Annotated in this window: 13 protein-coding genes; all 13 read left to right on the top strand. The window is 66.0% G+C overall.

The genetic code is table 11. The features are described from left to right. The first annotated feature begins 1 nt into the window (after position 1). The 13 genes from HRU76_14815 (at position 2) to HRU76_14755 (ending at position 13,480) form a co-directional block, all read left to right on the top strand. Positions 2-592 (top strand): SIS domain-containing protein, encoded by a 591-nt coding sequence (locus HRU76_14815; GenBank protein QOJ18778.1) that lies wholly within the window; start codon positions 2-4, stop codon positions 590-592. Continuing rightward, on the top strand, positions 589-1,713 hold the full coding sequence (locus HRU76_14810; protein QOJ18777.1) for an NAD-dependent epimerase/dehydratase family protein: 1,125 nt from the start codon (positions 589-591) through the stop codon (positions 1,711-1,713). Before HRU76_14815 ends, HRU76_14810 begins: the two co-directional genes overlap by 4 nt. Beyond that, positions 1,710-3,134, top strand: coding sequence for an HAD-IIIA family hydrolase (locus tag HRU76_14805; GenBank protein QOJ18776.1), 1,425 nt, complete (start codon positions 1,710-1,712; stop codon positions 3,132-3,134). The genes HRU76_14810 and HRU76_14805 overlap by 4 nt, the downstream gene beginning before the upstream one ends. Next, positions 3,131-4,111 carry a UDP-glucose 4-epimerase GalE gene (gene galE, locus HRU76_14800; protein ID QOJ18775.1) on the top strand — a complete coding sequence of 327 codons (981 nt, stop codon included), beginning with the start codon at positions 3,131-3,133 and terminating at the stop codon, positions 4,109-4,111. The genes HRU76_14805 and galE overlap by 4 nt, the downstream gene beginning before the upstream one ends. Positions 4,112-4,167: 56 nt before the next feature. Further along, positions 4,168-5,118 (top strand): glycosyltransferase family 2 protein, encoded by a 951-nt coding sequence (locus HRU76_14795; protein QOJ18774.1) that lies wholly within the window; start codon positions 4,168-4,170, stop codon positions 5,116-5,118. Next, entirely contained in the window at positions 5,115-5,585 is a 471-nt protein-coding gene (locus HRU76_14790) for a UDP-N-acetylglucosamine--LPS N-acetylglucosamine transferase (GenBank protein QOJ18773.1), read from the top strand. Before HRU76_14795 ends, HRU76_14790 begins: the two co-directional genes overlap by 4 nt. Then, positions 5,582-6,154 (top strand): hypothetical protein, encoded by a 573-nt coding sequence (locus HRU76_14785; protein QOJ18772.1) that lies wholly within the window; start codon positions 5,582-5,584, stop codon positions 6,152-6,154. Before HRU76_14790 ends, HRU76_14785 begins: the two co-directional genes overlap by 4 nt. After that, complete coding sequence (locus HRU76_14780; GenBank protein ID QOJ18771.1) at positions 6,151-6,654, top strand: dTDP-4-dehydrorhamnose 3,5-epimerase family protein; 504 nt, start codon at positions 6,151-6,153, stop codon at positions 6,652-6,654. The genes HRU76_14785 and HRU76_14780 overlap by 4 nt, the downstream gene beginning before the upstream one ends. Positions 6,655-6,999: 345 nt before the next feature. After that, the gene (locus HRU76_14775) at positions 7,000-7,938 is read left to right on the top strand and encodes a hypothetical protein (protein ID QOJ18770.1); all 939 of its coding nucleotides are present in this window, start codon (positions 7,000-7,002) and stop codon (positions 7,936-7,938) included. Beyond that, positions 7,935-8,825: an exosortase/archaeosortase family protein gene (locus HRU76_14770; GenBank protein ID QOJ18769.1), complete on the top strand. Its 891-nt coding sequence runs from the start codon at positions 7,935-7,937 to the stop codon at positions 8,823-8,825. Before HRU76_14775 ends, HRU76_14770 begins: the two co-directional genes overlap by 4 nt. Continuing rightward, positions 8,822-9,574 (top strand): exosortase-associated EpsI family protein, encoded by a 753-nt coding sequence (locus HRU76_14765; GenBank protein ID QOJ18768.1) that lies wholly within the window; start codon positions 8,822-8,824, stop codon positions 9,572-9,574. Before HRU76_14770 ends, HRU76_14765 begins: the two co-directional genes overlap by 4 nt. Then, entirely contained in the window at positions 9,567-11,792 is a 2,226-nt protein-coding gene (locus tag HRU76_14760; protein ID QOJ18767.1) for a hypothetical protein, read from the top strand. The genes HRU76_14765 and HRU76_14760 overlap by 8 nt, the downstream gene beginning before the upstream one ends. Before the next feature lie 2 nt (positions 11,793-11,794). Beyond that, positions 11,795-13,480: a sugar transferase gene (locus HRU76_14755; protein QOJ18766.1), complete on the top strand. Its 1,686-nt coding sequence runs from the start codon at positions 11,795-11,797 to the stop codon at positions 13,478-13,480. The last annotated feature ends 19 nt before the right edge of the window (positions 13,481-13,499 follow it).

Raw genomic sequence — 13,499 nt, 5'->3', positions numbered from 1 at the left:
CATGGCGGGAACCACCGTCACCAGCGCCAGACAGTACTTTGAAGCCATGTCGGCCGTGCTGGCACGCACCGATCCGCGTCCGATCGACGCCTACGCCGACCTGCTCGTGAAGGCGTGGCGCGAGGATCGGCGGGTGTTCATCTTCGGCAACGGCGGCAGCGCCTACAACGCTTCGCATCATGTGGCCGACTACGTCAAGACCGCCTGTGTGCCCGGGAAGAAGCGCCTCATGGCCTTCTCGCTGTCCGACAACATGGGGCTTCTCACGGCCATCGGCAACGACCTCGCCTATGACCAGATCTTCGAGTTCCCGCTGGCGTCATACGCCAGGCCGGGCGACATCGCCGTCGGCATTTCGTGTTCGGGCAACTCCCCCAACCTGCTGCGAGCGTGCGAATGGGCCAGGTCGCATGGACTCACCGTGGTGGCGCTCACGGGGTTCGACGGAGGCCGCGTCAAGGCGCTGGCCGACATCCACATCCACGTGCCGAGCGACAACTACGGCGTCATCGAGGATCTGCACATGTCCGTGGGGCACATCGCGGCGCAGATGCTGCAGAACCGGGTGATGGCGGAGGGCGCGGGTCGATGAACATCCTCATCACCGGCGGTGCGGGCTTCATCGGGTCGCACACGGCGGATGCGCTGCTGGCGCAAGGTCACCGCGTGCGCGTGCTCGACTCGCTGGAGGCGCCCGTGCATCCGGTCCGCCGACCACCTGCCTACCTCGACCCGCGGATCGAGTTCATCCTGGGCGACGTGCGGAGCGAGCGGGTCATGCTCGACGCCCTGCGCGGCGTGGACGCGGTTTACCACCTCGCCGCGTTTCAGGATTACCTGCCGATCTTCTCGCGGTTCTTTGATGTCAATGTCACATCCACGGCGCTGATTTACGAGTTGATCGTGCGTGAGCGGCTCCCGATCCGAAAGGTCATCGTCGCCTCCAGCCAGGCGACGCTGGGCGAGGGACTGTATCTCGATGCCGATGGTCGCCCGTGTCTGCCTGACATTCGCCCGGATGAGCAGCTGGCCCGAGGGGAGTGGGAGTGCCGTCCTCCGATGGGATTCCGCGGACCGCTCCGGTGGCAGCCCACGGACGAATCCGTCGCCAACCCGCAGAACCAGTACGGCATTTCCAAGATCGCCGAGGAAAAGGTCGCCCTGCACCTTGGCAAGCGCTACGGCATTCCCTCGGTGGCGATGCGGTACTCCATCGTGCAGGGACCGCGGCAGAGTTTTCACAACGCCTACAGCGGCGCGTGCCGCGTCTTCTGCCTGGCTATGCACCAGAACCTTGACCCGCCCATCTACGAGGACGGCCGTCAGGTGCGCGACTTTGTCAATATTCACGATGTGGTGGACGCGAACCTGCTCGTACTGCACGACGATCGCGCCGATGGACAGATGTTTCACGTGGGCGGCGACCGGGCGATGACAGTTTCCGATTTCGCCAGCGTGGTGGCGCAAGTCTTCGGCCGCCGCGGGTATGAGCCGAAGCCGTGCGGCAAGTATCGCTTCGGCGACACGCGCCACATCTGCTCCGATGTCTCGAAGCTCAAGGCGCTCGGCTGGTCGCCCCGCCGCTCCGTGCATGAGAGCGTCGAGGGCTACAGGGCGTGGCTGCGCGAGGCGGAGAACCCCGGAGCCATTCTGCAGCAGGCCACGGCGCAGATGCAGGCCCTCAACGTGGTGCGCGAGGTGGTGACATCGTGAGGCACGATCGCAACCGCGATGTGCGCGTGCTGCTGATGGCGGCGGGTCTGGGCACGCGCCTGCGGCCGCTGACCGACACCGTGCCCAAATGCCTGGTGCCGATCAACGGCCGTCCGCTGATCGACTTCTGGTTCGACCGATTCGCCGAGGCGGGGCTGCGCCACGTGCTCATCAATACCCACCACCTGCCGGGAATGGTGCGCGAGCACATCGCGCGGCTCAACGCCGCTGGCCGCTTCGAGATCCGCGAGACGTACGAGCCCACGCTGCTCGGCTCGGCGGGCACGGTGCATGCCAACCGCGACTGGGTTCCGCCCGGCGGAGAGGCCCTCATCGTCTACGCCGACAATCTCTCCGCGGTGCATCTGGGCGACATGCTGGCGTTCCACCGGGCGAGGCGGGCCGAGATGACCATGCTGCTCTTCCGTACGCCCACGCCGCAGCGGTGCGGCATCGCGCAGCTCGACGGTTCGGGACGAATCGTCGAGTTCGAGGAGAAGCCCCAGAACCCCCGCGGCAATCTGGCCAACGCCGGGGTCTACGCCCTCTCGGCGGCGGCGTATCACGAAATGGCCGACGCAGACGCCTTCGACCTGGGGTTCGACGTGCTGCCGCGCTTCGTCGGACGGATGCACGGCTTCACCTTCGACGGCTACCACCGCGACATCGGTACGCTCGAATCGCTCGAAGCGGCGGAGGCGGACGTGGCCGCAGGTCGGGTTCTCGCGCCGGCTCGACTGGCTGGGCACGATCGCCCCCGTCCGGCGGTGTTCCTCGACCGCGACGGCACGCTGATCCGACAGGTTCACTACATCGCCGACCCGAAGGATGTTGAACTCCTGCCCGGCGCTGCCGAGGCGTTGCGAATCCTGGGCGAGCACGGCTATGCCCGCGTGGTCGTGACCAACCAGTCCGCCATCGGGCGCGGCGTGATCACCGAGCAGCAGGCGCACGCGGTGCAGCATGAAGTCGAACGCCAACTCGGCGAGCCGGGCGTGTCGATCGAGGGCTTCGACTGCTGCCCCGTGGCTCCGTTGTCCGTCTCATCCAACGGGCAGGGCGGCGCGGATCGCACCATCATCGATCATCCGGATCGCAAGCCAGGGCCGGGGATGCTGCTTCGAGCCGCGCGGCAACTCAATCTGGACCTTTCACGATCGTGGATGGTGGGTGACATGGTGAGCGATCTGCTGGCGGGACGAAACGCGGGGTGCCGCGGGAGCATTCTCGTCCGTACCGGGTATGGAGCGGAGGGCGAGGCGGCCGCGCAGCCGCTTGCCGATGCAGTGGCTGATGACCTGCTGAGCGCCGCCAAACACATTCTGAGCGCGGAGCCGACTCCCGGATGCTCCACGACAGGACAATCAACCGGGTTGGGCATGGCGGCGGCAATCCGAACTGTTGAGGAGCGATGCGCATGAGGGTGCTGGTCACGGGTGGAGCCGGATTCGTCGGAAGCGCGTGCCTGCGGCACCTGCTGCGGCACGGGGTCGAGGCGGTTGCTTATGACAATCTCAGCCAGGGACATCGTCAGGCGGTTCCGGCGGATCGCCTGATCGTGGGCGATATCGCCGACGCCTCCGCAGTCGAGCACGCTCTGCGGCAGGTGAAGGCGGATGCGGTGATGCACTTCGCCGCGGCGACCTACGTGGGCGAGTCGGTCACCGATCCCGAGTTTCACTACCGCAACAACATCGGCGGCACGCTTTCCCTGCTCAACGCCATGCGCCGCTCGGGCGTGAAGCGGATGCTCTTCTCCAGCACGTGCGCCACGTACGGCATGAACCCGAAGGTTCCCATGGCCGAGGATTCGGCGCAGGAGCCCTTCAGCCCTTACGCCCGCACCAAGCTGGCGGTGGAGTGGATGATCCGCGATTTCGCCCATGCGTATGGGCTGGGTTTCACGATCCTGCGGTACTTCAACGCCGCGGGCGCCGAGCCGGACGGGTCGCACGGCGAGGATCACCGCCCGGAAAACCATCTCATTCCGCTGGTGCTGGAGGTGCCGCTGGGCAAGCGGAACCACATCGCGGTGTACGGGAATGACTATCCCACGCCGGACGGCACGTGCATCCGTGACTACGTTCACATTCACGACCTGGCCGAGGCGCACCTGCTGGCGATTCGAGCCACCACGCCCGACACGGCGGAGGTGTTCAACATCGGCACGGGCACGGGCCATTCGGTGCTGGAGGTCATCCGCGCCTGCGAGCGTGTGACCGGCAAGCCGATTCCCATGAAGGTCGTCGAGCGCCGTCCGGGCGACCCGCCCGCGCTGGTGGCCGACCCGTCAAAGATTCAGCGGGTGCTGGGGTGGGCGCTGAAGTTCAGTTCGCTGGACGCGGTGGTGGAGACGGCGTGGAAGTGGCATCAAAGCCATCCGAAGGGGTACGCGTGAGTGCTGTGGCTTCGATGCGGGCGGATCAGACGCGAGCCATCGCTCCGACTCAGTGCATGCGCCGCTACGTCGTCATCAGCCCCTGCCGTGACGAGGCGGTGCATCTCGAGGCGACCATCCGAACGATGGCGGCGCAGACCTGTCCGCCGACGCTGTGGGTGATCGTCAACGACGGCTCGACGGATGGAACGGGGGCGATCCTGGAACGGGCGGAGGCGGCCCATTCATTCATTCGCGTGGTCACGCGGCAGGACCGGGGCGAGCGAAAGGTCGGGCCGGGCGTGATCGAGGCCTTCTACGCCGGGCTGGAGACGGTCGATCTTGACGACTTTGACTATGTCTGCAAGATGGACGCGGACCTGGAGCTTCCGCCGCGGTACTTCGAGCGGCTCATGGAGGAGATGGAGCGCGAGCCGCGCCTTGGCGCGGTGTCGGGCAAGATGTTCCTGCGCGACGAGCACGGCCGGCTGAGCCACGAAAGGCGGGGGGATGAGCACGCCGCCGGGCCAAGTAAGTTCTACCGGGTGGCGTGTTTTCGTGAGATCGGCGGGTTCGTGCGCATGGTGGGGTGGGACGGCATTGACGGGCACATGTGCCGCCAGAGGGGGTGGATGGCCCGGTCGATCATGGACGACGAGATCAAGGTCGTGCATCGCCGCATGATGGGGTCGAGTCATCGCGGCGTGCTGCACGGCCGGATGCGTGGAGGTGAGGGCAAGTGGCGGATCGGCTCATCGCCGTGGTACCTGCTGGCGACGATGGTGTACCGCATGGTTGATCCGCCTCCGGTGGTGGGGGCGCTGGCGATGGCGTACGGCTACTTCCGCGCGATGGTCCGGCGCGTGCCGCGGCAGTCCGACCCGGCGTATCTCAAGTTCCTGCGAGGGTACGAGTGGCGGGCGCTGTTCCTGGGGAAGAACCGGACCACGGCCAAGTACCACGAGGCCATCCGACGACGGTTTGCTTCGAACGCGGAGACGACAGTGGATCAGCGGTCCCGGCAGTGAACGAAACACGATCCAAGCCGACGCGCATCCTCGCCGTCGCCTCGGGCGGAGGGCACTGGGTTCAGTTGCTGCGACTGCGCCCGGCATTCGAAGGCGCGCGGGTGACCTATGTCACCGTTGATCGCGGATACGCGCAGGATCTCGAGCCGGGGTCTCGGCTGCGGATCGTCAACGACGCCACGCGATGGAACAAGGCCGGACTGGCGCGGATGGCGCTGCGGCTGCTGTGGATCATCCTGCGTGAAAGGCCGCACGTGGTCATCTCCACAGGCGCCGCGCCGGGGTACTTCGCCTTGCGGCTGGCCCGGCTGGTGGGGGCCCGCACCATCTGGGTGGACAGCATGGCCAACGTCGAGGAGCTGTCGATGTCGGGCCAGAAGATCGGACGCCATGCCGACCTGTGGCTGACGCAATGGGCGCATCTGGCCCGTCCGGATGGACCGCACCATGCCGGGAGCGTGCTGTGATCTTTCTGACAGTCGGCGCACAGATGCCGTTCGATCGGCTGGTGCAGGCGGTGGATCGCTGGGCCGGCGCCGGTCCGGGCCGGGAGGTCTTCGCCCAGATCGGCGACACCGACTTCAGGCCCAGCCACATGGCGTATCGGGCATCGCTGGAGCCGCGGGAGTTCGCCGAGACCGTTCAGCGATGTCGCGTCATCGTGGCGCACGCGGGAATGGGAAGCATCCTGAGCGCCCTGCGGGCCGGCAAGCCGATCCTGATCTTTCCGCGGCGAGGCGACCTGCGAGAGACACGCAACGACCACCAGGTGGCCACGGCGAGGCAGATGCGAGGCCGACCCGGCGTGAAAGTAGCCCTGGACGAGGCGGAACTGCTGACGGAACTGGATCGCCTGACCGCGACCGCGACGCCCACGCCGATCCAGCCCTGGGCCAGCGATGACCTGATCAACCGGATCAGGAGCTTCATCTGGTCTGGCACACGTCCTGTTGGACAAACCCTTGCGGACGAGGCGAATCGGTCTGATTCCCCCACTTTATCAGACCACCCGCATCACGGAATCGAAACACCATGAGCCATGTCCCCGTACAATCTGTCCGAGAACTGAGTGTTGGATGGAAGGAGGCGTACGAGGCGGCTGTGAAGGTGGGAGAACCGGTCTTCGTGCCCCAGCGGCACTACTGCGACGACCGCGGCTATTCGCTGATGAATCTGCTGGGCGGGGTGCTTTCGTCGGAGGGGCAGATCAACTTCTCCGTGCAGTACCCCGGGGTGGTCAAGGCCTGGCATCGTCATCAGCACCAGACCGACTTTTGGGTGTGCGTGTCAGGCCACCTGAAGGCGGGCATCTGCGCCGCGGATCGGTCACGAGCGTGGGTGGTGGTCATGGGCGAAAAGAGACCAGGTGTGTTGGTCATTCCCCCGACGCTCTGGCACGGGGCGGCGACGGTGGGGCCGAACCCGGCCGGACTTCTCTACTACGTGACCCGGGCGTTCAACCCGGCGTCGCCCGACGAGGAGCGTCTGGCATGGGATGGTGTGGCGGGTTTCCCCTGGGAGACGCAGCATCGATGATGCCCATGAACCTCAGGGCCGACCGCCGCAGTGAAGGAGTGATTGATCAGCAGCAATCGAGGGAGTCGGTTGTGATCGTTCTGTCGTCAACCAAACAGAACTGCTCAGGGGATCATCAAGGAACTGGTCGCGGATGAAATGAGACCGTCGGTTGAACGCGCCTGAATTACCGGACCGAGGAATCGGCGCCCTGAGCAGGTTCTCCAGGCCGTACCGGCGAGTTGGGTCCGCATGAGGCGTCGGAAAGGCGACCCGGCGGCCTCATGCTCGCGTATCGCTCAGTCGATTCAAGCCATTTCCTCTCGGACAGACTCGTTTCCGGATCGAAAGTCAAGACAACCTCTCATGCGTCATGTCAAGGTCATCATGCTGACTGGGGCGATGCGCCCCTCGCCGCTTCAATCCGCGATCGGTCGGCCGGTCGCGTCGCTGCCGCTCGGGGACGGGTGCGCTCTCTTTGACGCCTGGCTGAAGGCGCTGAAGTCCGTGGGGCATCCGATTGACCTGATCGTGGCGACCAATCTGGACCAGGAGATTCCCGCGTTGCGCGAACTGGCGCGAGAGGCGGCGGCTCGCGCTCCGTGGGTCAGGTCGATCGAGGTGGTCCGTGATCCTCGAGACTGGCGTGGTTCCGCCGGCGTGGTGCGGGACCTGCTCAATCCACGGCTCGAGGACGATGACACCATCATGGTGGTGGAAGCCGGTTGCCTGCCGCCCGCGTCATTGAAGCAGGCGCTCGAGACTCGGACCGGGTCAACGTGGGTGGTGGTCGGAGCGACTTCGGGTCTCGCGCCGGCCGGTGTCTTCGCCTGCGGCATGGAGGCGCTGCGCGAGGCGCCCGACGTGGGCTATTGCGACCTGAAGGAGCAGTTGATTCCGCGGCTGATCCGCCGCGGCGTCGACGTTCGCGCCGCGATCGTGGCGGAAGAACTGATCCGGCTGCGCGATCTCGACAGCTATCTTCGCGCGGTATCGGCGTGGTCCAGGCAGGGCCGCGTGGACGACCGCCGCGAGGATCGACCGTGGCGCGAGCTGGGAGCGTGCGTGGTGGAGGACGGCGCCGAGATCGACATCGGTGTGATCCTGAAGGACACCGTCGTCCTGCGTGGCGCACGCGTGGGGGCGGCGGCGGTGCTCAACGGGTGTCTTGTCACCGGCGCGGCGGTGGTCGAGCCCGGCGAGCGGGCGGCCGACAGGATTCTGACGGCGCCGTCCCTCTCCAACGGGCGTCGATCACGCCGGGAGCGTCCGACACCGGTCTCCAGTCAGGAGTTGGCCGCGTGAGCGAACCGGTTCGCCGCATTCCGTGGCAGCACGGGCGCGCCTGGACGGCGCGAGACTTTGCATTGATGGCGCTGATTGTCGGACTGGCTCTATGGGCGGTTCGGCAGGAGATCGCCAGCATCATTCAGATTGGACTGGGGGATTCCGAGCAGAGCCACGTGCTGCTCGTGCCCTTTATCGCCGGATGGCTTCTGTGGCTGCGTCGTGATCGTCTGCCGTTCCTGCGGCATCAACCGTCCATGCTGGGGCCGCTCCTCATCGCGGCAGGGTGGGCAAGCGTGTGGTTCGGGTATGAGACCGACACCATGGTGCTGCAGCATGGCGGCGCGCTGGTGCTGATCCTGGGAGCACTGCTGAGCACGACCGGTCCGCTGCTGCTGCGGCAGTTCATGCCGGTGCTGCTGGTCTTCGTGTTCTTCATCCCCGTGCCAGGCGTTCTTCGGCAGCAGATCACCATTCCACTGCAGTACATCGCCGCGTCGATCACGCATCAGGTGCTGGGCATCGTGGGCATCGCCGCCGAGAAGACCGGCAACGTCATCATCGTGCAGGGCCAGCAGGTGGCGGTGGGCGAGGCGTGCAACGGCATGCGCATGGTGTTTGCGCTGACGCTGGTTGTCTACGCCCTGGTCTTCTCCGTGCCGCTGAAACGGAACACGAAGCTGCTTCTGCTGGCGGTCAGTCCGCTGCTGGCGCTGGTCTGCAACGTGATCCGGCTGGTGCCCACGGCGGTCGTCTACGGGTATGGATCGGCGACGTTCGCGGAGCAGTTTCATGATCTGGCCGGGTGGGTGATGCTGCCGGTGGCCCTCGGGGCGCTGGTGATGCTGCTCCGCTTCATGCGATGGCTTGAACTGCCGGTGTCGCACTGGAGGTTGTCGCAATGAACCGTCCCGTGACCGGCTGGCGACGATTGTTGCGGCTCGTGAACGAGTTCGCGCCGATGCTCGCCGTGGTTCTGCTGATCGCCGCGCCCGCCGTGCTTCCCACGGTTGAGCCGTTGACGCCGGCCATGCTCGAGCGCACGGAGCGCATCGTGAAGGCGATCGAGCAGGCGCCGTGGGTGGTGGGGCGATGGACGGGTCGAGGCGTGACCGTGCCGCCGTCGGCGTGGAGAATCCTCAAGCCCTCGGCGATCCTCAGCCGTCGCTATCGCGAGACCAGCCACGACGCCGACTCCGGGCGCGCGCCCATGGACGTGACCTTCACCGTGGTGCACTGCACCAACCTTCGCGACATGCAGGGGCACTACCCCCCGATCTGCTACCCGGCGCACGGGTGGCGCACCAACGACGCCTCGACGCGCGTCATCGCATGGCGGAATTCGTCGATCGGCGAGGCGTCGGTCATGTTCTATGAGTTTGATCAGCGCGGGGTGTTCGGCGATGTTCAGACGATCCGCGTGCTCAACTTCTTCATCATGCCCAACGGGATGATCACGCCGGACATGGACGGCTTGCGCTCCATGGCGAGGTGGCGCGGCGCATCAAACTACGGCATCGCGCAGGTGCAGCTCGTGGGGGGCGCCTCGCTTGATCCAGTCGAGGGATTGAAGATTCTTTCGGAGATGGTTGATGGCATGCCGGAGCTGTTCGGCGTGCTGATGCGGAAGGGAGAGGAAACCGGTCATGGTTGATCACGAACTTGATCTTCGAGGCCACTCGCCTCCGGCGGACCGACAGCCGTCGATCTGGCACTTCCTGCACGACCGCCTGCGCGGCCGATGGCGCTACGCCCTGCCATTGTCGATCACGCTGGGATTGATCGTCGGCGGTCTGGGCTTCTTTCTGGCGCCGACGCGATACATCGCCACCGGGCACGTCGAGGTGGCGCCGTTCATCGAACCGGTGATCGGCGAAGACCGTCAGACGATGCCCATGTATGATTCCTTTGTCGAATCGCAGGCGCAGATGCTTCGAATGGACCTGCTGCTTGACCGGGCGATGCGCAACAGCACAGCCAGGAATGCCGGCGTTGACGCCGCGTTCCCCACCCTGTCCAACTTCCGCGATGCAACCAGTGTGCGGCGTGACAGGCGCAGCACGTACATCTCGGTTTCGGTGGAGGCGGATCAGGCCGGCGTGGCGTTCGCGGCGGTCAGGGCGATTCTCGAAGAATACGAGCGTGAAGCCGCCCCCGAGGCCAAGTACCAGGCCCGCCGGGATGAACTGGTGCAGATCATTGAGACGCAGCGGTCCAGGTTGCGGACGCGCCGCGCCGAACGTCTCGATTCGCAGAGCCGCTTCGCCCAGTATTCGGATGACGTGCTGACGGACCTGCACCGCCTGAACTGGGAGCTCTACACATCTCACACGCTGGCGCTCATCGCGGCGGGTCAGATGGTCGCCACGGGGGACAGCCGGGCGTCTGACGCCGCCGCGGCTGCCGCTCAAGGTCAGCCGAGCGAGCCGGCCCTGCCGCCGGCTCCCCCCGAGCCGACCTTGGCCGATCTGACGCGGATCGATCCCGACTTCGCCAAGGTTCGTCAGTCCCTCGTGCAGGAGGAGAACCTGCTGACGCAGATGCTGACGCAGTACAGCGAGAATCACCGTCCCGTGCGTCTGCAGCGGGCCGCGGTGGAGGCGCTCAAGGCACGAGCCGCCGAAATGGAAACGGAAGCCCGTCGCAAGTGGGCCGCCGCACCTCCGACGGCGCAGCCGGTTCACGTGGGGCGGGTCACCACCGTTCCACCTGAGCGGACAGGCGACCTGTTGACGGCTCGAAGCGCCGTCTGGAGCGACATCGAGGAAATCGCCAAGGAGCGTCGTCGCCGTGAGGTGATCGATCAGGAGATTCAGGCCCTGGAGCGAGGACTGGTGGATCTCGAGAAGAATCTTGAGAACCTTCGATACAACGAACGCGCCCTCAAGCAGGGCTTCACCAGCGTCCGCATGCCGATTCTTCCGGACAAGCCGCAGCGATCAAAGCGGAATCAACTGGCGGCGGCCGGCTTCATCTTCGGCTTCGGACTCCCGATGGGATTGTTCCTGCTCGTCGGCCACGTGGATCGGCGCGCCTTCGCGGCCTCGCAACTGGCCTCCAGTTCGGGACCGCAGGATTGCATCGGCGTCCTGCCCGATCTCAGCCGCGGCGAGGACGCCGTCGAGACCCGCGAACTGGCGTCCGCCTGCATTCACCGATTGCGGAATCGCATTGAGATGGGACGACCGCATGAAGGCCCGCTGGTCCTGGCGGTCACCAGTCCGTTCCAGGGAGACGGCAAGACCTCGCTGGCCTTCGCCCTGGGCTGGTCCTACGCGAGTTCCGGCCTGTCAACGTGCCTGGTGGACTGCGACTTCATCGGACAGGCGCTCTCGGCCCAGGCGGGTCAGCTTGACGTGCGCGGCGTCAAGGAGCTTCTCGGCGCTACCACCGTCAACGGCGAGGCCCACCCCGTCGCCGGAAACCCGCGTCTGAGCGTGATCGGCGTCGGCCGCGACCGTTCATTCGGCCCCGAACACGTGACCCGCGCCGACATGAAGCGACTGGTGGAGCGGCTGCGGGCCCGATTCGACGTGGTCATCCTGGATACCGGCCCACTGCTGGGAAGCGTCGAAGCGTTGCCCATCGTGGCCGCGGCGGACGGCGTGGTGCTCACCCTGCGGCGAGGAAGACCGCGCCGTCGTCTGGATGAATGCACGACCGAACTGGGCACGGTCGGGGCGCAGCTCATCGGCGTGGTGCTCAACTGCGCCGACCTGAGCGAGTGCCGACGCTACACCTCCGCCTCACGGGTATCCGCGCGGTCCGCGCCGGCGCCTGAAGGCGAAGCCGGCGGCGCACCGCCCCCGGCGACGCCTTCGCCCATGATGCGGCTCCTGACCCATGACGCGGCGGATCGGGGCGAACGATGATCATGCCGCAGCAGATCGAGCCGATGAAGCCGCGTGCATCCGATCGGGAAACGACCATGCATCGCGGCCCGATGATCTGGGGGCTCGATGCACGCGCCCTCCACGAGGCGTACTGGCGATCCCGCGGCGTTCAGGTCATCGAGTGCGGTCGGGACGCGCTCATCGACCGCGACGCGGAGCTCTACATGCTGGTCGAGCCCGATTGCCTGGCTGAGTTCGATCTTCCGACAGTGACGGAGCGCATGACGTGGAACGGCGCCGCGGTCATGCGCCTTCGGCTGTCGTCGCCGGGTGACGACCATTACGCCGAACGGATTCAACTGGCGGGCTCCGCTCCCCCGACGGATGCCAATCTCCAGTCCTCGATCGCTCCGCGCATCGAGCGCATCCAGCGGCTGTATCGAACCGCGCGGCCTGATTCGCACCGCCTGATTCTGACGCGGAGTCGGGAGCACGCGGAGGTCTGGTGCAGGGAATCCAATCGACGTGCGGCGTGGATGCGCATCCGTCGCTCGCTGCCGTACTACCGCGTCGTTCATTGGCGATGTGCCGGTCTGCTTCTGGATGCCGCCAGTCCTGATTCGGCCGGTCGCTACCTGCATCGCCTGGTCCGCAACTGGACTGATCCCGATTCTTCCATCGAGGGCATCCAGGAAATTGCGCCTCAGGTCTGGGCGCTGAAGGAGTGCCGTCTCGGGCCGGAGTCTCTCGTGATCGGACCGGTGTGGCTTGGCGCGGGTCATCGGGCGGATTCATCGGTTCTCCTGGTGGGACCGGACTATGAGCCCGATGCGCCGGTCGCCGAGCATCAGCCGCGCGCCTCTGTCAACGTGAGTGAACGAGTCACGAGCACCGGAGACGCTTCCGCTGTTTCGACCGGATATGTCCGTGTACGGCCCATCGGAGAGGTGGAGCCGGGCAATCGTCAGAGCGAGTCGGATGATCGTGACGAATCGGACGACGTGGGCCGTTCGACGAACGAACCAATCGCGGCGTTGTCGCCGTTGTTTCTCATCTCGAAGCGACTGTTCGACATCGCGGTCAGCACAGCGGTGCTTCTGGCCGTCCTGCCGCTGCTGCTCGGACTGGCGCTGGCGGTGGTGATCAGCGACGGGCGTCCGATCTTCTACGGCCATCTGCGCCAGTCGCGGGGGGGACGGCTGTTCCGCTGCTGGAAATTCCGCACCATGCGTCGCGACGCCGATCGCATGACACGGGAGCTTCAGTCGCTCAACCGGTGTGATGGTCCGCAGTTCTACATTGTCGATGATCCGCGCGTCACGCGCATTGGACGCTTCATGCGGCGATACCACCTCGATGAACTGCCGCAGTTCTGGAACGTCCTGATCGGCGACATGAGCATCGTCGGTCCCCGCCCCAGCCCGGACAGTGAGAATCAGTACTGCCCCCCGTGGCGCGAGACGCGTCTCAGCGTGCGGCCCGGGATTACCGGTCTCTGGCAGGTGGAGCGTACGCGAGCCCCGGGCCTGGACTTTCAGGAATGGATTCGATTCGACACCGAGTACGTGCGGAACGCCGGGTTCCTGCTCGACTGCCGCATTCTGCTCAAGACCATCCAGCGGCTCTTCTCGCAGCGCCACGCGCCGGAGGCGAGCCGTCCGTCGTCGGAACAGCTGGTTGCATCTGCCGGCTCGGCTGGCGATCCGACGCATCCCGCATCGGGGTGAGCTTCAGACAGGGAGGATC

The organism is Phycisphaeraceae bacterium (genome assembly GCA_015709595.1).
In the GTDB taxonomy this organism is placed as follows: domain Bacteria; phylum Planctomycetota; class Phycisphaerae; order Phycisphaerales; family SM1A02; genus CAADGA01.
This window is presented reverse-complemented; position numbering and strand designations above follow the sequence as displayed.